Here is a 23,258-nt window from a genome sequence, read left to right as displayed (position 1 = left end):
CGCCGTCGCACGCAACAGACCCGGCCGCACCGCGGCCGGCCCACGGAACAAGGAGTAAGACAATGGAACCCATCAAGATCGGTATCGGCGGCCCCGTCGGCGCCGGCAAGACCCAGCTGGTCGAACGCCTGACCCGGCACCTGTCCGGCGAAATCTCCATGGCCGCCATCACCAACGACATCTACACCATTGAAGACGCGAAGATTCTGGCCGCCAACGGCGTGCTGCCGCTGGACCGGATCATCGGCATCGAAACCGGCGGCTGCCCCCACACCGCCATCCGCGAGGACACCTCGATGAACTCCTCCGCCGTGGAGGAATTGATCAAGCGGCACCCGGACCTGCAGGTCGTGTTCATCGAAAGCGGGGGCGACAACCTCTCGGCGACGTTCAGTCCGGAACTGGTGGACTTTTCCATCTACATCATCGACGTGGCGCAGGGCGAAAAGATCCCGCGCAAGGCCGGCCAGGGCATGATCAAATCGGACCTGTTCATCATCAACAAGACCGATTTGGCGCCGCACGTGGGTGCAGATTTGTCGGTAATGGAGTCCGACTCGAAGGAATTCCGTGGAGACAAGCCGTTCTGCTTCACCAACCTGAAGACGGACGAGGGCCTGGACAAGGTCATCGACTGGCTGCGCCGCGACGTGCTCATGCAGGACCTGGCGCAGTGAGCGCGGCCCAGCCGGCGGGCGTGCAGCTTCCCACCGGTGAGCTGCGCCTGACGGTGGGCCTGCGCGGCGGCCGCGGCGTCGCCACCTCGCAATACCACCAGGGCGCGCTGCGGGTTATCCGACCGCATTACCTGGACGCGTCCGCGCAGGTCGCTTACACGATCGTGAATCCGGGCGGCGGCTACCTTGGCGGGGATGTCTACGAGGTCGACGTCCAGGTCGAGGACCAGGCCCGCCTGTTGCTGACCACCCAGTCCGCCACCAAGATCTATCGGACGCCGGGCGAACCGGCCGTGCAGCGCACCCGGTTCCGCCTCGGCCCCGGCGCCAGCCTGGAGTACCTGCCCGACCAGCTCATCGCGTACCGGGAGGCCACCTACCGCCAGGAGACCGTCGTCGAGCTCGCCGCGGACTCCTCCCTGGTGATGTGTGACGTGGTCACTCCCGGCTGGTCCCCGGACGGCAGGCCCTTCCGGTACGAGGAGGTGCGCATCCGCAACGACATCTACCGCGACGGCCGCCTGCTCGCCCTGGACAACCTGCTGATCCGCCCCGGCGATCCGGACGCGCCGCTCTCCAGCATGCTCTTCCTCGAAGACTATTCGCACCTGGGCTCGATGCTCGTGGTGGACCCGCGGGTGGACGGCGACCTGGTGCGCGAGTTGCAGGACCGGTTGGCCCCCATGGATCCCGGCGGGCAGCTCGGCCTGTCTCTGCTCAACGGCCCCGGATTCGCCCTGCGCGCCCTGTCCCGCAGCACCGACACGCTGAACGCCATGCTGCACGCCGCCGTCGACCTGCTCCGCCACCGCTGGTTCGGCCAGCAACCACTGAATCTTCGCAAGTACTGACCCAGCCTTGTTGGAGGCACTGATCATCTTTCCGTCATCGGACCCTACCCCACGCGCACGCGACGTGCGCGACGGCCAGACCCCACGCGGCGCGGACCCGCTGCTGCGGGCAAGGCTCCGGCGTCGTCATCTCTTCTGGGTAGTGGCGCTGGCCGCGCTTCTCGTCGCCGGAATGGTGCTGTCTGTGGCGACCGGGCCCGTCATGCTGAATACCGCGACCGTGGTCCAAGTGATCCTGTCGCATATGCCGGGCCAGCCGTCCGGGTATCAGCCCGATCCGACAGCCTCGACGATCGTCTGGGACGTCAGGACGCCTCGCGTGCTGCTCGGATGCGTCGTAGGTGCCGGATTGGCGGTGTGCGGAGCAGCGCTGCAGGCAATGGTGCGCAACGTGCTGGCCGACCCCTACCTGCTCGGCATCAATTCCGGAGCCTCCAGCGGTGCGGCAGCCATGATCCTGTTCGGCGTCGGTCTGGGGGTGGGCGAACACGCCCTGCCCGCCAGCGCCTTCATCGGCGCGCTGGCCGCGTCGATGATGGTCTTCCTTATCGCGCGCTCGGCCGGACGGGTGACCTCAATGCGGCTGCTGCTGGCCGGCGTTGCGATCGGATACGCGCTGACCGCCGTGACCAGCTTTCTGGTCTTCGCCTCCGGCTCGGCAGAGGGCGCCCGGTCCGTCATGTTCTGGTTGCTTGGGTCCCTGGCTTTGGCCCAGTGGGGAAGCCCCTTGGCCATCGTCGTCGTGGTGGTCCTGATTACCAGCTGCCTGCTGACCCTTGCCGGAAGGCGCTTGGACGCGCTGGCCATCGGCGACGAAACCGCTCACATCGTCGGCGTTGCACCCGGCCGGTTCCGCACCCAGCTGCTGATCGTCATCTCCCTGTGCATCGGTGTGGTCGTCGCTGCCTCCGGATCGATCGGATTCGTTGGACTGGTAGTTCCGCATCTCGCCCGCAGGCTGGTCGGTGCCGCCCACTCCCGGGTCATCCCGGTCTCTGCCCTGCTCGGCGCAATCTTCCTGATCTGGGCCGACCTGCTCGCACGGATGCTGCTGCAGCCGCAGGAGTTGCCGATCGGGATCATCACGGCTTTCATCGGCGCTCCCTTCCTGCTCTACCTCATCCGCAGGATGCGCCCGGCGGGCTGAGTGTCACCCCACGTCCGCGTTATCGCCCACATCCACTAGCCCGAGGAGAATTCATGAAAGCTGCCGCCCACCTGCTGTCCGCTGCAGCCGCGGCGGCAATCGCCCTCGGCCTGGCCGGCTGCGCCGGCATTTTCGGGAACGCCGGGAACGCCGGAACACCTGCAGCACCCGAGGCCGATGGCTACCCGCTGACCATCACCAATTGCGGCGCCGCGGTCACCCTGGACGCGCCGCCGGAACGGGTTGTCATGCTGGACAGTTCACCGGTCTCCTACTTGGCCGCACTCGGTGTCATGGACACAGTAGTGGCCCGCGCAGGCGTCTACCCGGCCGAATACTTCGACCCGGCCACGCAAGGCGAACTCGCCCGCATTCCGCTCTTGACCGACCGCCTGGACACCACGGGCCACCTGCAGATTTCGCAGGAAGTCGTGTTGGCGCAACAACCGGATCTGGTCCTCGGCACGGCCGAAAACCTTAACCGTGAAACACTAGCCGCCGCGGGCATCCCCATGCTGCAGGAACCGTCCTTTTGCCCCAACGCCTCGGAAACCCCGGAATTCAGCACCGTTGCGGATCAGCTGCGCACCTACGGCAAGATCTTCGGCGTCGAAAAACGGGCCGAAGAAGCAGCCCGCGAGCTCAAGGCCCAGGTGGAGCAGATCACCTCCGAGACGGCCAATACCGGCCGCCGCACTGCGGCCGTCCTTTACCCGACGGTCGGCGGCGGAAGCACCTACGCCTACGGCACAAGGTCCATGGCCCAACCGCAGTTGGAGGCCGCCGGGCTGAAAAACGTTTTCGACGACGTCGACCAGCGGGTCTTCGAGGTCACCCGCGAGGAACTCATCGGCCGCAACCCCGATGTCCTGATCCTGCTCCACTCCGCCGGGGACCCAAGCAGAGTGGCCGACGCCGTCACATCTTTGAAGGGAGCCTCCTCCATGACCGCGGTGGCCAACGACGACATCCTCGTGCAACTGTTCAACTTCACCGAGCCGCCGTCACCGCTGTCGGTCACCGGACTCGAGCGGATCGTCGAGCGGTTCGGCCAGTGATTTCCGGCTCCGGCATCTCCTTCTCCTACGGCTCCCGCGACGTCCTGGACCGCGTTGACCTCCACGCCCGGCACGGCGAAGTCCTGGGCCTGGTGGGACCGAACGGCAGCGGCAAGAGCACCCTGCTGCGGATCCTGTACGGATCGCTGGCCCCGCACACCGGAACGGTCATGCTGGACCGTAAGGAACTGCGCCGGCTCAACGCGCAGGAGCGCGCCCGGACGGTCTCAGTGGTCGTGCAGGAGACACCGGGCGACCTGCCCCTGCTGGTTTCCGACATGGTGCTGCTTGGCCGCACCCCGCACCAACCGCGGCTGGGCCGGCGTAAGGCGCGGGACGAACAGGCCGCGGCCCGGGCACTGGAACGGGTCGGCATGCTGGGCCGGGCGGACCAGGGCTTCGACCTGCTCTCCGGCGGGGAACGGCAACGGGTTTTGATCGCCCGGGCGCTGGCGCAGGAAGCGACGCACCTGCTGCTCGACGAACCGACCAACCATCTGGACATCCGCTATCAGCACGAGATCCTCAAGCTGGTGCGCGACCTGGCGGGGACCAGCAACCATGCCGTCGTCGTGGTCCTGCACGACCTCAACCTCGCCGCTGCCTACTGCGACCGCGTCCTGCTACTCAACGAAAGCCGGGTGGTTGCTGCCGGCACACCGTCCGAGGTGCTGGTCCCGGAGAACCTTGAGCCGGTGTACAAGATCGGGGTCAGCCGTTTCCAGTTCGACGACGGCTTTCAACTGGTATTCAGACCATTCCCTTCAGCTAATCCGCCAGGCTGAGGGCGTCCGTGCTCCACGGCCATCGGTCAAGATCATCGGAGGCCCAACCGCACCAGCCACGGAAAGGTTCCGTCGTTGGTCCGCCGGTTTAGCCGGGGCGCAATGGCCTCTTGGTGCCGAACCTGTCGTTGCCGAGGTCCCGGACGACACCGATGAGTTGATTCTTGAGTTGCTCGGTCTCGTCGTCCTCGCCCAGAAGCTCTTGTCCCAATTTCACCACCTGGTGGAAGGTCTCCTTGCCGCGTTCGGAGATGTTGACCCGTTGCTCGCGCCGGTCGTTCTCGCCGCGGACGCGGGATATGTGACCAGTCGCTTCCAGCCGTGCCAGGGTCTTGCCCACGGTCTGTGGCTGCACCCGCACCCGCTTCGCCAGTTGTGCTTGGGCCATCGCCCCCTCCGCGGCAAGGATCTCCAGGACAGTCGCACCCGCATGGGTCAAGCCGAGGGAGGCCAGCCGCTCGTTCCACTCGTATTCGACAAGCCTCGCTGCTGTGGAGAGAAGCCGGGGCATGTGCCACTTGGATAGATCAGGCATGCAGAATTATAAGCAAACTGATCTTCCGCAGGTCAATGGTTTATCCACCGCGGAGGGCAGAATAGGCCTTTATTTCTGCCCAGCGCGTTGCCCGGCGACCCCGCCGGCCTCGCAGGACCCTGTCGAAAGGCCAACCCGTACGGCCCCTGGAGGACAAGCCGCAGTCAGGTCGCCGTCGCGCCGCTCCGCCGGGGCCAGGCCGGGCCCGGCACCCGTCGTATTGCAACGGTGCTGTAGGCTTCGACTCAGGAGGCAGGTCTGTCTGTCTCCAGAACGCAGCAGGCGCTCTCTCACCGAGGGGCCAAGCGCTGCTTTTTTCCCTTGGAAAGGGACTTTGATGGATTCCGTGAACGATACCAATACGCTCCCCCTGTCCATCGCGGAGTTGGACTCCACAATTTATACCGGGCGGCCACCTGCAACAGACGCACTGCCTGAAGGGCAGGTCCAGACAGTTTCCGACCTGACCCCCGGGCAGAAGAAAGCACTGGAGGCCGTTACCGTGCGGGCGGGACAGGTCGAGGCGGCGGAATGGGCCCTGGACCAGGCGAAGGCCGTCTTCCAGGAGCAGACAGCCGCCGCGCTGGCCTCCGGAGTACCTGCCGAACTGGTTGCCGCAGCTGCCGGAACATGCGCCTCCGCCCTCCCGGCACCGACCGACGGGGCGGCAGCGAACCCGCCGGATCTGGTGGCCGTCGGCTGACCTGCTTCACCCGCGTCCCGCCCTCATGGCGCGCCGCTACACCGTCCCGTCATAACACTGTCGTGGGCGGCCCGGATTGGCTCCGAGGCGCCATCCCCTACCCGTTCTCCGGGCTGTTCGCCCCCTCAGCCCCGGGTGGGGTTTTCGGGGTAGTCCATCCTGAGAATACTGGTCCCATGAGCCTCTTTCGGACCAAATCAATCGAGCAGTCCATCGCGGACATGACGGAGCCAGGGCGCGAGCTGAAGCGCACGCTGAGCACCTTCGACCTGATGGTCCTCGGCGTGGCAGTGGCCGTCGGGGCCGGCATCTTTTCCGTCGGTGCGAAGGCCGCCGGCAGTTATGCAGGCCCGGCCGTGACCGTGTCCTTCGTGCTGGCCGCCATCACCTGCGCGCTGGCCATCATGTGTTACGCCGAGTTCGCGTCAGCCATTCCCGTGGCCGGCAGCGCCTACACCTATACCTACGCGACCCTGGGCGAACTGCTGGCCTGGATCATCGGCTGGGACCTGATTTTGGAGCTGTTCACGGCGGGGGCCGTCATCGCGAAGTATTGGGGGATCTATCTCAGCAACGTCTTCCTGCTCTTCGACATCAATGTCCCGACCACGGTGAATGTCTTCGGCCTGGAGCTCACCTGGGGCCCGCTGCTGATCGTTGCCGTCTTCACGACCCTGCTGGTTCTTGGCACCGAGCTGTCGGCGCGGGTAAACAATGTCTTCACCATCATCAAGGTCGCCATTGTCCTGTTCGTGATCGTTGTCGGCTTCACGTACGTACGGGCAGAAAACTACACGCCGTTCGTGCCGGAGCCGGTCGCCACGGCGAGCGCCGGGGGGAACGTCTGGACGCAGTCGCTGTTCTCCTTCCTCAGCGGCGCCGAGCCCCAGCAGTACGGCGTGGTGGGCATCCTGGCGGGTGCGGCATTGGTGTTCTTCGCCTTCATTGGATTCGACGTCGTGGCTACGAGCGCCGAAGAGGTGCGAAACCCGCAAAAGACGCTGCCGCGGGGCATTTTCGGCGGCCTGGCAATCGTGACCGTCCTGTATATCCTCGTCACCCTGGCCCTGACGGGCATGGTGTCCTACCGGGAGCTGGCGGAAGCCGACGAGGCCTCGCTGGCCACGGCGTTCATCGGAGTCGGGGCGGACTGGGCCGCGCAGGTCATTTCGATCGGCATCCTGATCGGGCTCACCACCGTCATCATGGTCCTGTTGATGGGCCTCGCCCGGGTTGCCTTCGCGATGAGCCGTGACGGCCTGCTGCCGCGATGGCTCAGCCACACCACCGAGCATCAAAAAACCCCGGCGCGGGTGCAGATCCTGGCCGGGGCCCTGGTTGCCCTGGTGGCGGGCTTCACCAACGTGGACGTTCTGGAAGAAATGATCAACATCGGCACCCTCTCGGCCTTCGTGCTGGTGAGCATCGGCATTGTCGTGCTCAGGAGGAAGCGGCCGGATCTGCCCCGCGCCTACCGTGTCCCGGGCTCGCCCGTGGTGCCGATTCTCTCCGCGGTGCTGTGCTTCTGGCTGATGCTGAACCTGACCACGCTCACATGGGTGCGCTTCGCTGTCTGGCTGCTTATCGGCTTCGCCATCTACTTCCTCTACGGCCGCCAGCATTCTCGGCTGAACCATCCGGAGCTCATATCACTCGAACACGAGCGCGAGGAACACCGCCGACTGGAGCACGAGCAGCGTGTACGCGACCGGAAGGACCACCGGCACAACCCGGAGCCCTAGCTCCGGGCCGCCGACCATTCCGCTGGAAATATGCCATGCCCGCACGCCAGGCGGACCACCGGTGACCCCGTCCTCCGCAAGCCGTCAGCGTAACCAGCGCCTCAACCCGGAAACCCGATATCAGCGATGGCGGTTAGCCGGGGTGGATCGGGGTCGTCCAGTAGCTTGGATCGGAGGAAGTGGCTGCCAGATCAGTAAGAAGGGCAATGCCGGACACAGCCCAATCGATCTCGCCTTCCGCTCGGGCTATGAGGCCACGGTAGACATGGGCCTTAAAAGCCACAATGGCCGCATGCTCACCTTCCGGGGAGCGTGCAAGGCGGCGGCGCATGAGGTCTGTTCTGGCGTTTTCTATATCTTCCAAATGCGCAACGTATCCATCGCGAAGCTGTCGGTAATGATCGGCGTGTGCTTCGAACTGCCGTCGCGCGTTGGAGGGAGTGGAGAACTCCAGGTACAGCGCTTTGAGGTACTGCGGATCCCTAAGCGGTGGCTGGGGGCCGACCTCCTCAACCCACCGGTTCAGCTCCGCTCTGCCTATATCAGTCAGGTGGTAGGCGATCTTCGTCGAACGGGAGCTATTCGAACGCTGTACGACCTCGGCGGAAATCAAGCCTGCGACTTCCAGTTTCCTCAACTCGGGATAGATCTGCGTGTGCCCGGCGCGCCACACGTGCTCGACGCTGCGAGCGAATTTCTGCGTCAAGTCGTAGCCGGTGAACGGGCCCGATTCTATGAGCGCCAGTAGCGCGTGACGCAAAGACATCTCCGGCTTCCCTTCTCCGCGGACTTCCCACCATCCTACTGAGTAAATACATATGTAAGTGTTGACAGATGTACGGATTGGCTGTTCCATTCTTTCTAACACCAGCGTGACGAGCATCAGTCAAACGACAGAAGGGCCGGCGACATCCTCAGGGCCGGGTCACCAGTTGGTGAAACTACATCCAGACCAAGCGAGGCCAAGCCAGCACAAACACAGGCATCCGCAAAACCGGCACGGAAGCAAAGGATCCGAACATGCACTCCAAGGCGATCCCGTCAACGCCCGCATCGCAAAGATCGACCGAGATTTCCGACCTCGTGGACGCCAATCACATACTGTTCGACCAAGGCGTTTTGGACGCGTTTGGACACGTAAGTGCACGCGCTTCGTACGATTTCAACAAGTTCCACCTGTCACGAAATCTCGCGCCTGGCATGGTCACCGAAGAGGACATCCAGGAATTCGACCTGGACGGAAACACCAAAGACTCCCGACCGGCCTACCTTGAGCGGTACATCCACGCTGAAATCTACCGCGCCCGCCCGGATGTCCGGGCAGTGGTTCACAGCCATTCTCCCGCGGTTGTCCCTTTCAGCGTCGTGGATACGCCGCTGCAGCCGGTGTTGCATATGGCTGGCTTCCTGCCCCTGAAGACGCCGGTGTTCGAGATCCGGCAGACCCTTGGAGACGGCTCCGATTTGCTGATCCGAGATGGAAGGTCCGGCTCCGACCTCGCGAACGTGCTTGGTGCCGGTTCGGTAGCACTAATGCGCGGACACGGATCCGTCGCGGTGGGCGATTCACTGAAGATCGCCGTGTACCGGGCCATCTACACAGAGATAAACGCAAGGGCCCAAGCAGAAGCCATGCGTCTGGGTTCCTACACGTGCCTGACCGCTGAAGAGGGGGTAGCAACAGTTATCACCATGGCATCACAAATTGAACGTGCATGGGGTGTGTGGCGCGCACGCGCTCAGTCACGGGTGAGCGGCAGCTAACTCCTTCTGCCCTCCCGATCCTGCCCAAGCAAAAATCCATGAAGGAAGAAACAATGGGACGCTCATCAATCGCTGTCGCCGCCGCCGGACTACTCAGCCTCGTCCTCTCGGGGTGCGGTGGTGCGGAACCCGAACAAGCGGACAATCCGTCCGCCGGAGAACCAAGGGAAGTAGTCATAGCAACCCAGGCAATCGTGGACTCCGCCCCTCTATACCTGGGCGCCGAAAAAGGCTTGTTTGAAAAGCAGGGCATTGACCTGACAATCGAGACTTCCGCAGGTGGAGCGGCCGTAGTGCCCGGCGTGGTTTCGGGCGATTTTGATTTCGGCCGTGGAAACTTGCTTTCCACTATGCTCGCCGCCGACCGTGGCCTGGACCTCAAGTGCATTGCAAATGCCAACACAACCGCAGGCGACCCCGATTTTGGCGCAGTCGTCGTCCTCAAAGACTCTCCCATTAAGACAGTCGCAGATCTCGCCGGGAAAACGGTGTCAGTGAACACGCTGGCAAATATCGGGGACACCACAATCCGCTCGGTCGTCGAGGACGCGGGCGGGGATCCCTCCAGCATCAACTTCGTGGAGGTCGGTTTTTCGGAAGCGCCCGCTGTACTGGAGAACAAACAGGTAGACGCGGCCTGGATTCTTGACCCTTTCCTGACGGAAGCGCTTGATCACGGTGCCCGGGTGGTGTCGTATAACTTCTCGGAGTTCCATCCCGAGCTCGATATCTCGTGCGTCTTTGCCTCCCAGGCACTCATCGAAAGTGATCCGGAACTGGTCAGCAGCTTCCAAACGGCTATGAACGAGTCGCTTGAGTACTCCCAGGAGCACCCCGACGAGGTCCGCGACATCGTGAGCTCCTACACCAAAATCGACCCCGAAGTCCTGGACCGGATCGTGCTGCCAGTATTCAGAACCGAGTTCAACCGCGAAGCCGCCCAGAAGCTGGGTGAAAAAGCGACGCAATACGGCACTCTCTCCAAGGAGCCTAATCTCGACGAACTGCTGCCCCCGCAGTAGGAAGGACACCTGTGACGAAACTAAGTCTTTCCCTCGCAGCCGTTAACTACGACAGATTGCGGGCCATCGAGGACGGCCGCATTCGACCGGAAGGTATCGACCTCAACTTCATTTCTCTACCTGTGGAGGAAACCTTCTACCGGCAACTGAAGTACCAGGAATTCGATGCCAGTGAGATGAGCCTGTCCTCGTATGTCCTGACCCTCAACGAGCCCGATCCTCCCTACATCGCCCTTCCCGTCTTTCCCTCGCGCTACTTCCGGCACCAAACGATGTTTATTAACAGCAGGTCCGGCATCAACGAGCCCGCTGACCTCATGGGCAAGAGAGTAGGCGTCCCCGAATATCAGATCACCGCCGGGGTGTGGCAGCGAGGGATGCTCCAAGACAAATACGGGATCAACCCGGAAGACATGGCTTTCTATTCAGGCGGGGTGGAGAACACCGGCCGAGCAGAAAAGCTCGAACTGGATCTGCCGCCTGGGGTTAACGTGGAACCGATCCGCCCTGACCAGACACTGTCGAAAATGCTCGTCAACGGTGAACTGGATGCTCTCTTCACCGCGCACGTCCCCTCCGGATTCTATGAGCACGAGCACATTAGGCGGCTATTCCCCGATTACAAAACGGTTGAACAGCAGTACTTCATTGAGACCGGGATTTTTCCCATCATGCACGTTCTGGTGGTGAAACGGTCGCTCTATGACCGGCACCCGTGGCTTGCCGCTTCCCTGATGAAAGCATGCGACGAAGCCCTTCAGATAGCACGGGCTGACTTGATGTACAGAAGTTCACTGAAGATCATGCTGCCGTGGCTTTCAGACCACGTGGAAGAAACGCAACGGGTCTTGGGCGATGACTATTGGACCTACGGTATAGAACCCAACCGGAAAGTGCTCGAAACCTTTCTTCGCTACTCCCATTCACAGGGCCTGGCAAAAAAGCTTTGGGATCCGGCAGAAATTTTCGCTCAGAACGTGGCGAGCTCCTATGTCATCTAACAATGCAATCCGGCCCCCTGGAGAGGTTGGGCACCGTCCCGCTGCGGCGCGACCGGCACGGGAGAGGCATGCCCAGGGACCCGTCGGACGGGTGGGAACCGTCCGAGGAACTGGAACAAGGCTGGCAGCAGATCCATCCGGACCTGCTCATCCGCCGGCTACGCGAACGCGCGCAGCTGGCAGACACGAGCAGGCGGCGTCGGCGCCCGCTTGGGCACCGACGCCGCCTGTCGCTTTGCTAGCTGCTGGCTTCGCCGGTGCGGGAACCGAGCTGCTCGTCCAGGCGCAGCAGGCCGGGCCCGTCGTCGTTGACCAGCTTGACCCGGCCGATGATCTCACCGACCGTGGCTTCTTCCTCCAACTGCTCGTCGACGAACCAGTTGAGCAGCGGGATGGAGTCGATGTCGCCCTCCTGCTGGGCGAGCCGGTACAGGTCGCGGATCGACTCGGAGACCTTCTTCTCGTGTGCCAGCGAGGCTTCGAACGCCTGCAGTACAGTCTCGGCGAAAATTGTCGGAGCCGTGATGGCCTGGATCTTGGGGTGGGCGCCGCGGTCCATCATGTGCTCGATGAACTTGTTCGCGTGGACCACCTCTTCCTCGGCCTGGGCGCGGAACCAGCCGGCGATCCCGGGCAGGTCGATGGCATCCATCTCGATGGCGAGCTGGCGGTAGACCACGGAGGCCTGGAGTTCCAGCGTGACCTGGTCGTTAAACGCTTCTGCGAGTTTTCCTGTGAGTCCCATGGCACCAGATTAGGCGCCGGCCTGTATCCCCGCCAGCAAGGTAAGGCAAGCCAAGATTAGGGAAGCCTCTGCTACCCGTTCCCTGAACTGTCGGTGGCGCTGAGCGGCACGCCGGGCTTCGCCAGCCCTTCAATCACGACGGCGAGGGGCAGCTTGGCCAGCTCCTCCGGCTTGAGCAGCAGCTTGCTGGAGCGGTTGCCGCCGCCCATCACCACGCGTTCATGGTCCAGCACGGCCGCGTCGATGTAGATCGGGTGGCCGGAGGTCCCGACGGCTGTCACTCCCCCAATCTCCATGCCGGTCACCGCCTGCGTGGTCTCCGCGTCGGCGAAGGACGCGCGCTTGACGCCCATCAGTTCGCGGACCGTCTTGTTCACATCCAGCCGGGCGGTCCCCAGCACCACGCACACCGCGTACCTGGCCGGTTCCACCTTTTTCGACGCCACCAAGATGGTGTTGGCCGACTGCTCCAGGGCGAAGCCGTAATGCGCACAAAACGCCGCCGTGTCCGCCAGATCCGGGTCGCAGTCGAGGACCTCGTAAGCGAGCCCGTTCCCGGCGAGCGCTGCCTCGACGGCGGGCAGCAGTTTGGCCGTGCTCACTGCGCCCCGGTTGCCTCAACGGTCTTGGTCACGGCGGCCAGGATGGCTTCGCCGAGCTCGGCCGGTTTGGTGAACTGAGGCCAGTGCCCCGTGGGCAGGTGCACGTACTCCACGTCCCGGATTCTGGCCAATTCAACCACCTGAAGTGCGCCGGCGTCGATCCAGCCCTGCAGCTGTTCGGGCGTGAACTCGCAGGTGATCACCGTGACCGGCACGTTAAAACGCCGCTCGTCAAAGAGGTGCTGCGGATCGGAGGCGACGCCCCTTGGCTGCGGGATGGCCCGGGCACGGAACGCGGCGCGGAGCTCCTCGTCGAGGTCCACCAGGTCTTCCTCCTCGAAGAGGCTCCAGTCCGGCAACGGCACCTCGTCCCCTTCGGCGGGCAGCTCGTCATTAATCACGCCGCCTTCGCCCAGCGGGCCGCTGTCCACGTAGACGGCACGGGCGATCCTGTCCGGCCGCTGGTCCACCACGCCGTGGATGATGGCCCCGCCGCCGGAGTGGCCCACGAGGACCACCGGCCCGTCCAAGCCGTCCACTGCCTTGACGGTCGCGTCGATATGGTCGCGCAGTCCGATCCCCGACCGCGGCGCATCCGGCGCTTCCAGCCCGGGCAGCGTCAGCGGGTGTACCCGGTGCCCGGCCGAGACCAACGGTGGGGTCACCTCCGCCCACGAGGACGCGTCCAACCAGAATCCGGGTACCAGGATGATGTCCATGTCAGGTGACTCTAGTGCCCGACCGTGGCCCCGAACACCCTTCTGGCAGAATTCAGGACAACGACGGTCCCTGAGGGGGCCACGGTGGAGCACGGCGGCGGGCCCACCTGCCCGAAGAGCCATAGGCTGGCTTCGGAAAGCTTATTGGCCCGACCCGGAGGACCGCATGGGAATCATGAACGACCTGCTGGGGCCGGCTGCCGTCGAACAACTACGCACTTGCCTGACCGGAACCGGCGACCAATCTGCGTGGCCGGCGCTTCGGGAAGCGGGTGGTCGGCTTGAGCCGCTGCCCCTGCGGGCCCGCGCCGACTTGCTGGCGGAAGCGCTCCTCGTCGACCTGGCTACCGGCTACGAACCGGCCGCCGCCGTGATCCGCGCGGCGCTGGACGACGGCGCCTTCACCGGCTGGATGCTCTGGCCGGTAGGCGAGGCGGCCGTGACCCGCGCCTTGGAAGACGGGAGCCAGCCGGCCTTCGACGACGCGATGGCACTGCTCGCGGAACTGACTCCGCGGATGACGAGCGAGTTCGCCATCCGCCGGCTGTTGATCCAGGACCTGGACCGGGCGCTGGGAATCATCCGGGACTGGACGGCCCACCCGGATGACCAGGTGCGGCGGCTGGCCAGCGAAGGGACACGGCCGTACCTGCCGTGGGCCGTCCGGGTACCCGGCATCGTCGACCGGCCGGCATCCACCTTGCCGATCCTCGACGAGCTGTTCCAGGACGAGAGCGACGCCGTCCGCCGCTCGGTAGCCAACCACCTGAACGATGTCTCGCGCCACGCCCCGGAGGACGTGGTGGCGACCGCGGCCCGGTGGAACGCCGCACCGGGTGCCCACACCGCCCGGGTGGTACGGCACGGGCTGCGCACCCTGGTGAAGAAGGCCCACCCCGGTGCCCTCGCAGCGCTGGGTTTCACCTCCAACGCCCTCTCGGTGGCCGTCCCGCAACTCGAGCGGGACACTGTCCACCTGCCCGGGGAGCTCGGCTTCGCCGTCGAGATCCGCAATGAAGCGGACGCCCCGGCCCGGGTGGCGGTGGACTATGTGGTCCACTACGTCAAGGCCAACGGTTCGCTGGCTCCGAAGGTCTTCAAGCTGGCGGTGGCCGACCTCGCCGCGGGCGAGGCCCGGCAGTTCCGCAAAGCCCACGCCTTCCGCCAGATGACCACGCGCGTGCATTACCCCGGCCGGCACCTCGTCCAAGTTCAGGCCAACGGAACGCTGTCGCCCAAGGCGGGCTTCGACGTCGTGCTCTGACACATGCGCCGTGCGCACACGTTGGAATTCGCTCTCGGCATGGTGCGCCCGCATCTACCGGCTTGGGCCGGTGGCATCCGGTAATCTTGCTCCAACGTTTCTCCGGGGTGCAGGCCCTGACGGCACACCCGGAGGCTCCGACCCGTCCCACAAGGAAAAGCGCATGAAGTTTGACTTGCCCTTGCCGCAAAGCACGTGCAGCGCGGCGCGCATCCGTCCAGGCGGACTCATCCGACAGACAGGACTCCTATGACCCCGTTGGCCGAGCAGGAACGCAAGCTCCAGGTTTCGCACCACGACGCTGAAGACATCGGCGCGCTGGCCGCCGACATCGTTGCCGGCCTCCTCGACGAGCTGCCCCGTCCCGTCATCGGGCTGGCCACCGGGTCGTCGCCGCTGCCGCTGTATCAGTCCTTGGCGCGGCGCCGCCTGAATCTGTCCGGGGTCCGCTGGTTCGCGCTGGACGAATACGTGGGACTTCCGGCCGGGCACCCGGAGAGCTACGCGCAGGTGATCGACCGGGAAGTGATCCGGCCGCTGGGGCTCGACCGGGCGTCGGTCCTGCTGCCGGACGCCGACCGGGCCGACGTGGACCGGGCCGCGGCGGACTATGAAGCGGCCATCGCGTCGGCGGGCGGAATCGACCTGCAGATCCTGGGCATCGGCCACAACGGCCACCTGGCCTTCAACGAGCCCGGCTCGGCCCTGGATTCCCGGACCCGGGTCGAGGAGCTGACGATGACGACGCGCCGGGCCAATGCCCGGTTCTTCCCGTCGCTCGACGACGTCCCCACCCGCTGCATCACGCAGGGCCTGGGCACCATCCTGGATGCCAGGCGGCTGCTGTTGTTGGTGCAGGGCCGGGACAAGGCCGACATCCTTCACCGCGCGCTGACCGGGCCCGTCGACCCCGACTGCCCGGCCTCGGTGCTGCAGCTGCACCCGGACGTCACCGTCCTCACCGATGTCGAGGCGGGCTCCCGGTTTTCCGCCGGATAGGCCTCGATTCCGCCATGACACGCCACGGCGCCGGCAGCACCAACGGCTCCCCGGCCGCATTCCGCGAATTGGAACGGGCGCCGCTGCCGGGCGGCAGGATAATCCTCAGGGGCAGAATCCACACCGGGGAGGTTGAACTGCGGGACGGAGCCGTTGCGGTGTCCGGCGCGGAGATCAGCTACGTCGGCCCGGCGGAGACCCTGCCGCCAGGCGAGGACGACACCGCCGTCGACGTCCCCGCCGGCCAGAGGGTGATCCCCGGACTGGTCGACCTGCACTGCCACGGTGCCTTCGGCGTCGATTTCACCACCGCCACCGAAGCGGACGCGCGACGCGCGGCGGCCGGCATCCATGCTGCTGGCACCACCACCCTGCTGGCGAGCCTGGTGACCGCTCCGCCCCGGGATCTGCTCGGCGGACTCGACGTCCTCGCGCGGATCGCCGCCGACGGCGAGATAGCCGGCATCCACATGGAGGGGCCGTTCCTGTCACCTGCACGCTGCGGCGCCCAAGACCCGCGCTGGCTGCTCGAACCGGACCTCGGCCTGGCACGGGAGCTGCTCGCCGGCGGCCGCGGCTTCCTGCGCACCATGACGTACGCGCCGGAGCTGCCCAGCGCCGACGAACTCGTGGAACTGCTCGCCGGCCACGGCGTGGTGCCCTCGCTGGGACACACGGCGGCGCAGACCGCGGTCGCGGCCGGCTCCCTGCGCCACGCACAAATCGCCCTCGCCCGGCGGCCTGTCGAGGGGCCGGCGGTGCCCACGGTGACGCACCTGTTCAACGGAATGGAGCCGCTGCACCACCGCTCCCCCGGCGCCGTGGTCGCGTGCCTCCGGGCCGCCCGGGCCGGCGATGCCGTCGTGGAGCTCATCGCGGACAATATTCACCTGCACCCCGACCTCGTCGTGACCATGTTCGAGCTGCTGGGCGCGGACAACATCGCCTTGGTCACCGATTCGATGGCGGCCGCCGGACTATCGGACGGCGTCTACTCCCTGGGACCGGCGGAGGTGCGGGTGCACTCGGGAGTGGCCCGCCTGGCCTCCGGAGCCATCGCCGGAGGCACCGCCGGCATGATGGACGTGTTGCGGAACGCCGTCGAGGCCGGAGTGCCCTTCGACAAGGCCCTCCGGTCGGCCACCGTGGTCCCGGCCCGGACCATCGGCCTGGCCGGCAGCGTCGGCACCCTCGCTCACGGCAGGCTGGCCGACCTCGTGATCATCGATGAGGCGCTGGCGGTCACCGGCGTCATGCGCCGGGGCCGGTGGCTGGGCCGTTACTGAGCGCGGCAGGACCGGGCGGGGATGGAATACCAGCCTGCCGGCCACGTTGTGACTGGTATGCAGCCTGCCTCCCTTCCGGTCTCCATCCTGGACCGCGCCAACGCCCGTGAGGGCACCTCGGCGTCCGCGGCCCTGGGCGCCACCATCCGCCGGGCCCGGCATGCCGAGCAGTTGGGCTACCACCGCTTCTGGGTGGCCGAGCACCACGGTGTGCCGGGGATCGCCGGTTCGGCTCCGACGGTGCTGATGGCCGCGGTGGCATCGCAGACCGAACGCATCCGCGTCGGCTCCGGCGGAGTGATGCTGCCCAACCACCAACCGCTGGTGGTGGCCGAACAGGCCGCCACCCTGCAGGCACTTTTTCCCGGCCGGATCGATCTCGGGATAGGACGCTCCGTCGGATTCACGCCGGCGGTACGCTCGGCGCTGCGGCAGGAGAAGGGCGCCGCGGACCGCTTCGGCGAGGACCTGGCAGAACTGATGGCCTATCTCGACGGCAGCGCCGCCGTCACCGCCCGCCCGTACGACGGCGGTGCGACGCCGCTTTTCGTGTTGGCCACCGGCAAGGGGGTGGACATTGCCGCCCAGGCCGGCCTCGCCGTCGTGGTGGGCGGTCCTGCCTTTACCGGTAGTAATCCGGAACCGGCCCGCGGGGTTCTGGCTCGCTACCGGAAAAATTTTCGACCCTCCGCCTCATGCCCCGAACCGTACGTGATCGCCTCCGCCACCGTGGCCGTTGCCGAAACCGCCGACGAGGCGCGGGACCTGCTGCTGCCGGAGGCGTGGGCAATGGCGCAGTCCCGCACGCGCGGGGAGTTCCCGCCGCTGGCGCCCGCCGACTCCGTCCGGTCAGCTCCGATGACCTCCCGGCAGGAGCGCCTGGTGGCCGAGTCTCTGGCCGCCTCGGTGCACGGAACCGCCGACCAGGTGGGCCGGCGGCTCGGACGCTTGCTGGAGGTGACCGGTGCCGACGAGCTCATGGTCACCACCAACACCTTCGACACGACCGCGCTGGCCGACACCGACCGGCGGCTTGCCGCGCTGTTGGGCCTCCGGCGTCAACTCAGTTGAACTACTTGGCGGCGGGTGCGGGTCAGGCCCCGGACACGGTTTCGACTTCCACGCGGACGACGTCGAGGAACTTCTGGAACCCCGGTTCTTCCACTGGAAAATGTCCGCATCCCTCGAGCTCAACCAGTCGATGGTTCCCGGCAAGCCGGCTCAGGAACCGGCTGCTGATCCCTGTGGGGGTCCACCGATCCTCGCCCGGATGGACCAGCAGGACGGGCGGTCCGCCGTATGACTCCGGCGGCACTGCCGGGCCGGCCTCCAGGAACGACCGGAACCAGCTCAGTGGCATGGAACCTCCCCCGCCGCGCGAATCGCGCAGGACCTGGGCGGATAGTTCGGGGTCGTTGGAAATCTTCCGCATCGGAGCGACCCACCGCAGCGGAAAAGGCATCCGCTCAGGCGGCCCGCTGATGGCCTTGAAGAAGGGCGCCGCGAGACGGGCCATCCACGGGGCACGCACGAGGGCCGAGCGAACGCCGGGGTCGGTGCCGTCGAGCAGGCACGTCACGATCACCCGGTCGCCCCTGCCGCTCAAGGCAGCCGCATCCAGCGCCAGCATGCCGCCCATACTGGCCCCCAGGAGCAGCAGCGGCCTCTGATCGGCGATGCGCGCCGCCAGGTCCGCCAGAAGCCGCTGCCAATCCTGATACGAAATGCGCGCGCTTCCGCGGGGACGCGTACGTCCATAGCCCGGAAGGTCAACGAGCGTGACGAGGGCTCCCAGTTGCGACAGATGCGCCGCAAAGGGCCACATGGCCGCAGCGTTCCCTCCCCCGCCGTGCACCAGAAGCATCCGCACCGGCGCTTCAGGGGCCCCGACGTGTTCCACGTGTACGTCCCACCCGCGCCAGGCCCAGGTCTCTGCGCGCCGTTCAACCGACGGATCGATTGGACGAACGTAGGGCTCGTACCTACGGTCGGCCGCTGTGAAACCCACGCCCTGATCCTTCCCGACGACGCTCATTTACGCGTGCCCGCCAAACCCAGGTCCGGGCGGAGGGCTTCGGCGGGTGTAGGCGTCAGGGACAAATAGCCGATTCCGGGAAGCGCCTCGCGGAGTCCGGCGGTCAGACGTCGCCGGAGAAGATGGTAACCGTCGACGGTCATGGCAGGGTTCACCACAAGCGTGGCGGAAACATTGAGCCGATGGCCATTCCAGCGAAGCCGCACCTCCGTCAGTCCCTTGACTTCGCTCTCGGCCAGCAGAATCTGTTCGGCACGGTCGACGAGTTCAGGCTCCACGCCGTCGAGCAGGCGGCGGCCGATGTCCCGGGCGGTGCCCCAGAGCAGGACAATGATCGCGGCGGTGATGACCAGGCCAACGATGGGGTCGGCCAGCGGGAAACCGAGCCAGACCCCAATGACACCCAGAACCACGGCCAGCGACGTGAAGCCGTCGGTGCGGGCGTGGATGCCGTCGGCCACCAAGGCGGCCGAGCCGATGCTCCGCCCGACCCTGATCCGGTAGATGGCCACCAACTCGTTGCCGGCAAAACCGACGAGCCCTGCCGCGAGGACCCAACCCAGGTTGTGCAGGGGCTGCGGGTTCAGCAGCCGGTCAATGGACTCCCAGCCGGCACCCAGGGCCGAAAGCGCGATCATGGCCACGATGAACAGTCCGGCAAGGTCCTCGGCCCGGCCAAAGCCAAACGTATAGCGGCGGGTGGGCTGCCGCGTCCCCAGAATGAAGGCGATCCACAGCGGGATGGCGGTCAGCGCATCGGAGAAATTATGGATCGTGTCGGCCAACAGGGCGACCGAGCCGCTGATCACCACGACAACCAGCTGCAGCACGGCGGTGGCGCCGAGCCCTGCGAGGCTCAGCTTTACCGCGCGGATGCCCTTTGCACTGGATTCCAGCGCATCGTCGATGGAGTTGGCGGTGTCGTGGCTGTGCGGGACAAAAAGCCCGTGAAAAAACCCTTTCAGCCCCGTCGGATGATCGTGGTCGTGGCCGTGCGGGTGCTCGCCGTGGCTGTGGCCGTGCCCGTGGTTGCCGTGGTCGTGGTCATCGTCGCTGGGCCCGTGACCGCCGTGGTCGCGCCCGTGCTCGTCTGCGGTCTCTCCGCCCTCTCCGGCCTCGCCGGCTGCAGAGTGTCCGGCCTGCGGATGCGCGCTCATGATGCCTGCGGCCGGGGGGCGCTGTGATGTGCCGGAAGACCACCGAGGGAGTGCTCCGCCTGGAAAACAGCATCGGCAACCAACTGCCGGGCATGTTCGTTCTCCAGCCGGTAGTACACTTTGGTGCCCTCCTGCCGCGCCGCCACGATGCGCCCCAGGCGCAATTTCGCGAGATGCTGCGATACCGCGGCCGGCGACTTTCCCACCGTCTCGGCCAGTTCGTTCACCGGCAGCTCGGTATCCCGCAGGGCCAGGATGATGCGCACGCGGGTGGCGTCGGCCAGCATCGCAAAGACCTCGACGGCCAGCTCAACATACTGGCTGTCTACGTCGAGCCTGCAACCCTTCTTATCTGCATTCATACGCAGATAATTGCACAAGGCGTCCCGGGCGGCAATGGGTCACCGCCGGGAGAGCTGTCAAAGGCTGGCCAACAGGTCCTGCATTTCCTGGGTTTCGCCTTTTTGGTCCTCGATGATGGTGCGTGCCAGTTCCTTGGCCTGCGGGTACCCTGTTTCACTTCCTGCTCGGCCTATTTCACGTTTCCGCGCAGGCAGAGGCTTTGGCTACTGTATTCGCTCCGGGTTTAGGTCAATCCGCCGCAGCACCTGGGCGTTGAGGGCGACCACGATAGTGGAAACGGACATCAGGATCGCCGCGATGGCCGGGGAGATGGCGACCCCGGCGAAGGCAAGCACACCCGCGGCCAGCGGCACGGCGATGATGTTGTAGCCGGTAGCCCAGATCAGGTTCTGGATCATCTTGCGGTAGCTGGCCCGGGACAAATCGATCATCGACAGCACGGACCGGGGGTCGTTGCCCGCCAACACGACGCCGGCAGATTCCATCGCCACGTCGGTGCCGGCTCCGATGGCGATGCCCACTTCGGAGCGGGCCAGGGCGGGCGAGTCGTTGACTCCGTCGCCGACCATCGCCACTTTCAGGCCGCGTTGCTGCAGTTCGGTGACCTTCTTGTCCTTGTCCTGCGGCAGGACCTCGGCGAAGACCTCGTCGATGCCCAGGTCGCGGCCCACGGAGTTTGCGACCTGGCGGGCGTCCCCGGTGATCATGGCGACCTTGAGCCCACGCTCCTGCAGAGCCCTGACTGCCGCCCGAGACTCGGGACGGACCTTGTCTTCCAGGGCCAGCGCCCCGATAATCTTGCCGTCGCGGACCACGTGCAGCACGCCGGCACCCCGATCCATCCAGGCCGAAGTTTCTTGGGCTACGTCCGCCGCCTCGGCCAGATTCAACTCCCGGAGCATGTTCGGCCCGCCCACGGAGATGTCGGCCCCGTTCACCACGGCGCGCACGCCCCGGCCAGTGCTGGAGGTGAAGTTGCGGCCGGTCAGACCCAGTCGTGCCGCCTCGGCGTGTTCGGCGGCAGCCCGGACGATCGCGCGGGCGACGGGGTGTTCGCTATCGGATTCGGCGGCCGCAGCCAGGGCCAGCAGCTCGCCTTCAGTCACGCCCTCCACTGCGGCGACGGTGGTGACCGCGTGTTCGCCTTCGGTCAGCGTGCCGGTCTTGTCGAACAGGACGACGTCGATGGTGCGCATCCGCTCCAGGGCGATGCGGTTCTTGATCAGCACGCCAGAGCGGGCGGCGCGTTCGGTGGAGATAGCGATGACCAGCGGGATCGCGAGGCCCAGCGCATGCGGGCAGGCGATGACCAGAACGGTCACCGTGCGAACGACGGCCTCGTCAGGACTTCCGAGCAGCAGCCAGGCGCCAAAGGTGATGATGCCGGCCACCAGCGCGAAGTAGAACAGCAGGGCAGCAGCCCGATCGGCCAGGGCCTGCGCCCGGGACGACGATGCCTGGGCCTCGGCCACGAGGCGTTGGATGCCCGCCAGCGCCGTGTCGGAGCCAACGGCAGTGATTTGGACCCGCACCGAGTTGTCCGTGGCGACCGTACCGGCCACCACCGTATCGTTGGTCGCCCGGCCGACGGCTTTGGATTCCCCGGTGATCATCGATTCGTCGAACTCGGCCCCGCCGTCGATGATCTGCCCGTCTGCGGGCACGCGGGCACCTGAGCGCACCAGCACGATATCGCCGGTGGCGAGGGACCCGACCGGCACGGTTCGGACACTTCCATCGCTGTTGACCACGTCCGCCTCGTCCGGCAGCAGGGCAGCCAGCGCGTCGAGCGCTCCCTGCGCGGAGCCCAGGGCACGCATTTCCATCCAGTGGCCCAACAGCATGATCACGATCAGCAGGGCCAGTTCCCACCAAAAGTCCAGGTCGAACCCGCCGATGCCGAGGGTCGTGATCCAAGAGGCGGCGAAGGCGACCGTGATGGCCATCCCAATCAGCAGCATCATGCCCGGCTGCCGGGACCGCAGTTCCTTCATTGCGCCCTTCAGGAAGGGGGTGCCGCCATAGAAGAAAATAATGGTGCCAAGTACCGGCGGGACCCACGCCGCCCCTGGGAACCCCGGGACGGTGTACCCCAGGAGCATGGCAAACATTGGGCTGAAGAACACCACCGGGACCGCAAGGACCAGGGACAGCCAGAACTTGTTCTTGAACATGGCCGTGCTGTGCCCGGCGTGCTGGCCATGCGTATGGACGGCATGTTCTTCGTCCACCGCCGAATGTGCGGGTCCGTCCGGCATGGCCTGCCCGTGCGTTTCATGGTCGGTCATCATCGGACCCTGGCCCTGATGCCGGTGCTCCGGGCCAGGTCTTTGGGTGTGCTGGCCGGAATTGTCGAGGTGCTGCGAATGCTCGCTTTTCATGGCTCTTCTTTCGCGGGCGCCCCTGCCTTCAAAGGCGGGGCGGCCCTTCGCGGGAAACCTGATCTTCAAGAGGCAATAAGCTCGTAGCCGGCGTCGGCGATGGCCGACCGAACGGCGGAGTCGCTGACGGGCGATACAGCCAGAAGGGTGACGGTGGAAATGCCGCCGGGAACGAGGGCGACCTGAACGTCCCTCACGTCGTCGAGAGCGCCCAACGCGTCCGTAACGCTGGAGGCGCAGTGTCCGCAGGTCATGCCGGCCACCCGGTACTCTGCCTGAACGGCCGACACCTTCGGGGAGGCCTCCGGCTCGCGGCGCGCGGTCCGTTCTTTCGAGACGCCGGTCGGGGCGCAGCAGGAGCATCCTTGGGCGGACTTGGCGGTCAGGGACAGTTCCCGGTTTAGGGACTCGGCCATGGTGTT

Annotated in this window: 24 protein-coding genes; 14 read left to right on the top strand and 10 right to left on the bottom strand. The window is 65.8% G+C overall.

The window, feature by feature from the left end:
- Positions 1-62 precede the first annotated feature (62 nt).
- Genes ureG through AC5RVG_RS09560 form a run of 5 tightly spaced genes read left to right on the top strand, consistent with a single transcriptional unit; the run spans position 63 to position 4,518 of the window.
- Positions 63-677 (top strand): urease accessory protein UreG, encoded by a 615-nt coding sequence (gene ureG, locus AC5RVG_RS09580; RefSeq protein ID WP_494000936.1) that lies wholly within the window; start codon positions 63-65, stop codon positions 675-677.
- Positions 674-1,528 carry an urease accessory protein UreD gene (locus tag AC5RVG_RS09575; RefSeq protein WP_494000937.1) on the top strand — a complete coding sequence of 285 codons (855 nt, stop codon included), beginning with the start codon at positions 674-676 and terminating at the stop codon, positions 1,526-1,528. Before ureG ends, AC5RVG_RS09575 begins: the two co-directional genes overlap by 4 nt.
- 7 nt (positions 1,529-1,535) lie before the next feature.
- Positions 1,536-2,675: a FecCD family ABC transporter permease gene (locus AC5RVG_RS09570; RefSeq protein WP_494013666.1), complete on the top strand. Its 1,140-nt coding sequence runs from the start codon at positions 1,536-1,538 to the stop codon at positions 2,673-2,675.
- Between the two features lie 53 nt (positions 2,676-2,728).
- Positions 2,729-3,733 carry an ABC transporter substrate-binding protein gene (locus tag AC5RVG_RS09565; protein ID WP_494013665.1) on the top strand — a complete coding sequence of 335 codons (1,005 nt, stop codon included), beginning with the start codon at positions 2,729-2,731 and terminating at the stop codon, positions 3,731-3,733.
- A complete protein-coding gene (locus tag AC5RVG_RS09560) occupies positions 3,730-4,518 on the top strand; it encodes an ABC transporter ATP-binding protein (RefSeq protein WP_494013664.1) in 789 nt (262 codons plus the stop codon). Before AC5RVG_RS09565 ends, AC5RVG_RS09560 begins: the two co-directional genes overlap by 4 nt.
- Positions 4,519-4,606: 88 nt before the next feature.
- Here the strand turns inward: AC5RVG_RS09560 and AC5RVG_RS09555 are convergent, their stop codons facing one another.
- Positions 4,607-5,053 carry a MarR family winged helix-turn-helix transcriptional regulator gene (locus AC5RVG_RS09555; RefSeq protein ID WP_494013663.1) on the bottom strand — a complete coding sequence of 149 codons (447 nt, stop codon included), beginning with the start codon at positions 5,051-5,053 and terminating at the stop codon, positions 4,607-4,609.
- A 346-nt stretch (positions 5,054-5,399) separates the two neighbouring features.
- On the opposite strand from AC5RVG_RS09555, the gene AC5RVG_RS09550 reads away from it, so the two are divergent.
- Both AC5RVG_RS09550 and AC5RVG_RS09545 read left to right on the top strand, forming a co-directional pair.
- Positions 5,400-5,756, top strand: coding sequence for a hypothetical protein (locus AC5RVG_RS09550; RefSeq protein WP_494013662.1), 357 nt, complete (start codon positions 5,400-5,402; stop codon positions 5,754-5,756).
- A gap of 176 nt (positions 5,757-5,932) precedes the next feature.
- The gene (locus AC5RVG_RS09545) at positions 5,933-7,498 is read left to right on the top strand and encodes an amino acid permease (RefSeq protein WP_494013661.1); all 1,566 of its coding nucleotides are present in this window, start codon (positions 5,933-5,935) and stop codon (positions 7,496-7,498) included.
- A 133-nt stretch (positions 7,499-7,631) separates the two neighbouring features.
- On the opposite strand, the gene AC5RVG_RS09540 is transcribed toward AC5RVG_RS09545, so the two are convergent.
- Complete coding sequence (locus AC5RVG_RS09540) at positions 7,632-8,264, bottom strand: PadR family transcriptional regulator (RefSeq protein WP_494013660.1); 633 nt, start codon at positions 8,262-8,264, stop codon at positions 7,632-7,634.
- A gap of 254 nt (positions 8,265-8,518) precedes the next feature.
- Here AC5RVG_RS09540 and AC5RVG_RS09535 point away from each other — a divergent pair, with 254 nt between their 5' ends.
- From AC5RVG_RS09535 to AC5RVG_RS09525, 3 genes are read left to right on the top strand one after another with little or no spacing between them, the layout of a single operon-like run.
- Positions 8,519-9,262 (top strand): class II aldolase/adducin family protein, encoded by a 744-nt coding sequence (locus tag AC5RVG_RS09535; RefSeq protein WP_494013659.1) that lies wholly within the window; start codon positions 8,519-8,521, stop codon positions 9,260-9,262.
- A 38-nt stretch (positions 9,263-9,300) separates the two neighbouring features.
- Entirely contained in the window at positions 9,301-10,284 is a 984-nt protein-coding gene (locus AC5RVG_RS09530; RefSeq protein WP_494013658.1) for an ABC transporter substrate-binding protein, read from the top strand.
- An 11-nt stretch (positions 10,285-10,295) separates the two neighbouring features.
- Entirely contained in the window at positions 10,296-11,285 is a 990-nt protein-coding gene (locus AC5RVG_RS09525) for a substrate-binding domain-containing protein (RefSeq protein WP_494013657.1), read from the top strand.
- A 238-nt stretch (positions 11,286-11,523) separates the two neighbouring features.
- Here the strand turns inward: AC5RVG_RS09525 and AC5RVG_RS09520 are convergent, their stop codons facing one another.
- The 3 genes from AC5RVG_RS09520 to AC5RVG_RS09510 all read right to left on the bottom strand — a co-directional run bounded on the left by AC5RVG_RS09520 (position 11,524) and on the right by AC5RVG_RS09510 (position 13,351).
- Entirely contained in the window at positions 11,524-12,030 is a 507-nt protein-coding gene (locus tag AC5RVG_RS09520) for a ferritin (RefSeq protein ID WP_494000945.1), read from the bottom strand.
- A gap of 71 nt (positions 12,031-12,101) precedes the next feature.
- The gene (locus tag AC5RVG_RS09515; protein WP_494000946.1) at positions 12,102-12,632 is read right to left on the bottom strand and encodes a YbaK/EbsC family protein; all 531 of its coding nucleotides are present in this window, start codon (positions 12,630-12,632) and stop codon (positions 12,102-12,104) included.
- Positions 12,629-13,351 (bottom strand): alpha/beta fold hydrolase, encoded by a 723-nt coding sequence (locus AC5RVG_RS09510; RefSeq protein ID WP_494013656.1) that lies wholly within the window; start codon positions 13,349-13,351, stop codon positions 12,629-12,631. Before AC5RVG_RS09510 ends, AC5RVG_RS09515 begins: the two co-directional genes overlap by 4 nt.
- Positions 13,352-13,517: 166 nt before the next feature.
- Here AC5RVG_RS09510 and AC5RVG_RS09505 point away from each other — a divergent pair, with 166 nt between their 5' ends.
- The 4 genes from AC5RVG_RS09505 (at position 13,518) to AC5RVG_RS09490 (ending at position 17,971) form a co-directional block, all read left to right on the top strand.
- Positions 13,518-14,615: a DNA alkylation repair protein gene (locus AC5RVG_RS09505; protein WP_494013655.1), complete on the top strand. Its 1,098-nt coding sequence runs from the start codon at positions 13,518-13,520 to the stop codon at positions 14,613-14,615.
- Between the two features lie 249 nt (positions 14,616-14,864).
- On the top strand, positions 14,865-15,614 hold the full coding sequence (locus AC5RVG_RS09500; protein WP_494013654.1) for a glucosamine-6-phosphate deaminase: 750 nt from the start codon (positions 14,865-14,867) through the stop codon (positions 15,612-15,614).
- 14 nt (positions 15,615-15,628) lie between these two features.
- Positions 15,629-16,900 (top strand): N-acetylglucosamine-6-phosphate deacetylase, encoded by a 1,272-nt coding sequence (nagA, locus tag AC5RVG_RS09495; RefSeq protein ID WP_494013653.1) that lies wholly within the window; start codon positions 15,629-15,631, stop codon positions 16,898-16,900.
- Between the two features lie 21 nt (positions 16,901-16,921).
- Positions 16,922-17,971, top strand: coding sequence for an LLM class flavin-dependent oxidoreductase (locus tag AC5RVG_RS09490; protein ID WP_494013652.1), 1,050 nt, complete (start codon positions 16,922-16,924; stop codon positions 17,969-17,971).
- Between the two features lie 22 nt (positions 17,972-17,993).
- On the opposite strand, the gene AC5RVG_RS09485 is transcribed toward AC5RVG_RS09490, so the two are convergent.
- The 5 genes from AC5RVG_RS09485 to AC5RVG_RS09465 all read right to left on the bottom strand — a co-directional run bounded on the left by AC5RVG_RS09485 (position 17,994) and on the right by AC5RVG_RS09465 (position 23,252).
- Positions 17,994-18,908: an alpha/beta hydrolase gene (locus AC5RVG_RS09485; RefSeq protein ID WP_494013651.1), complete on the bottom strand. Its 915-nt coding sequence runs from the start codon at positions 18,906-18,908 to the stop codon at positions 17,994-17,996.
- Between the two features lie 23 nt (positions 18,909-18,931).
- On the bottom strand, positions 18,932-20,092 hold the full coding sequence (locus AC5RVG_RS09480; RefSeq protein ID WP_494013650.1) for a cation diffusion facilitator family transporter: 1,161 nt from the start codon (positions 20,090-20,092) through the stop codon (positions 18,932-18,934).
- Complete coding sequence (locus AC5RVG_RS09475; protein WP_494013649.1) at positions 20,089-20,454, bottom strand: ArsR/SmtB family transcription factor; 366 nt, start codon at positions 20,452-20,454, stop codon at positions 20,089-20,091. Before AC5RVG_RS09475 ends, AC5RVG_RS09480 begins: the two co-directional genes overlap by 4 nt.
- A 204-nt stretch (positions 20,455-20,658) precedes the next feature.
- Entirely contained in the window at positions 20,659-22,836 is a 2,178-nt protein-coding gene (locus AC5RVG_RS09470) for a heavy metal translocating P-type ATPase (protein WP_494013648.1), read from the bottom strand.
- Between the two features lie 65 nt (positions 22,837-22,901).
- The gene (locus AC5RVG_RS09465) at positions 22,902-23,252 is read right to left on the bottom strand and encodes a heavy-metal-associated domain-containing protein (protein ID WP_494013647.1); all 351 of its coding nucleotides are present in this window, start codon (positions 23,250-23,252) and stop codon (positions 22,902-22,904) included.
- Positions 23,253-23,258 lie beyond the last annotated feature (6 nt).

It is taken from the genome of Arthrobacter senegalensis (assembly GCF_059091765.1).
This window is presented reverse-complemented; position numbering and strand designations above follow the sequence as displayed.

Coding starts and splice junctions, on each gene's coding strand:
- AC5RVG_RS09505 (WP_494013655.1), top strand. CDS start 13,518: ATGGGAATCATGAACGACCTGCTGGGGCCGGCTGCCGTCGAACAACTA.
- AC5RVG_RS09475 (WP_494013649.1), bottom strand. CDS start 20,454: ATGAATGCAGATAAGAAGGGTTGCAGGCTCGACGTAGACAGCCAGTAT.
- AC5RVG_RS09490 (WP_494013652.1), top strand. CDS start 16,922: ATGGAATACCAGCCTGCCGGCCACGTTGTGACTGGTATGCAGCCTGCC.
- AC5RVG_RS09465 (WP_494013647.1), bottom strand. CDS start 23,252: ATGGCCGAGTCCCTAAACCGGGAACTGTCCCTGACCGCCAAGTCCGCC.
- AC5RVG_RS09530 (WP_494013658.1), top strand. CDS start 9,301: ATGAAGGAAGAAACAATGGGACGCTCATCAATCGCTGTCGCCGCCGCC.
- AC5RVG_RS09470 (WP_494013648.1), bottom strand. CDS start 22,836: ATGAAAAGCGAGCATTCGCAGCACCTCGACAATTCCGGCCAGCACACC.
- ureG (WP_494000936.1), top strand. CDS start 63: ATGGAACCCATCAAGATCGGTATCGGCGGCCCCGTCGGCGCCGGCAAG.
- nagA (WP_494013653.1), top strand. CDS start 15,629: ATGACACGCCACGGCGCCGGCAGCACCAACGGCTCCCCGGCCGCATTC.
- AC5RVG_RS09565 (WP_494013665.1), top strand. CDS start 2,729: ATGAAAGCTGCCGCCCACCTGCTGTCCGCTGCAGCCGCGGCGGCAATC.
- AC5RVG_RS09500 (WP_494013654.1), top strand. CDS start 14,865: ATGACCCCGTTGGCCGAGCAGGAACGCAAGCTCCAGGTTTCGCACCAC.
- AC5RVG_RS09545 (WP_494013661.1), top strand. CDS start 5,933: ATGAGCCTCTTTCGGACCAAATCAATCGAGCAGTCCATCGCGGACATG.
- AC5RVG_RS09555 (WP_494013663.1), bottom strand. CDS start 5,053: ATGCCTGATCTATCCAAGTGGCACATGCCCCGGCTTCTCTCCACAGCA.
- AC5RVG_RS09540 (WP_494013660.1), bottom strand. CDS start 8,264: ATGTCTTTGCGTCACGCGCTACTGGCGCTCATAGAATCGGGCCCGTTC.
- AC5RVG_RS09535 (WP_494013659.1), top strand. CDS start 8,519: ATGCACTCCAAGGCGATCCCGTCAACGCCCGCATCGCAAAGATCGACC.
- AC5RVG_RS09520 (WP_494000945.1), bottom strand. CDS start 12,030: ATGGGACTCACAGGAAAACTCGCAGAAGCGTTTAACGACCAGGTCACG.
- AC5RVG_RS09480 (WP_494013650.1), bottom strand. CDS start 20,092: ATGAGCGCGCATCCGCAGGCCGGACACTCTGCAGCCGGCGAGGCCGGA.
- AC5RVG_RS09510 (WP_494013656.1), bottom strand. CDS start 13,351: ATGGACATCATCCTGGTACCCGGATTCTGGTTGGACGCGTCCTCGTGG.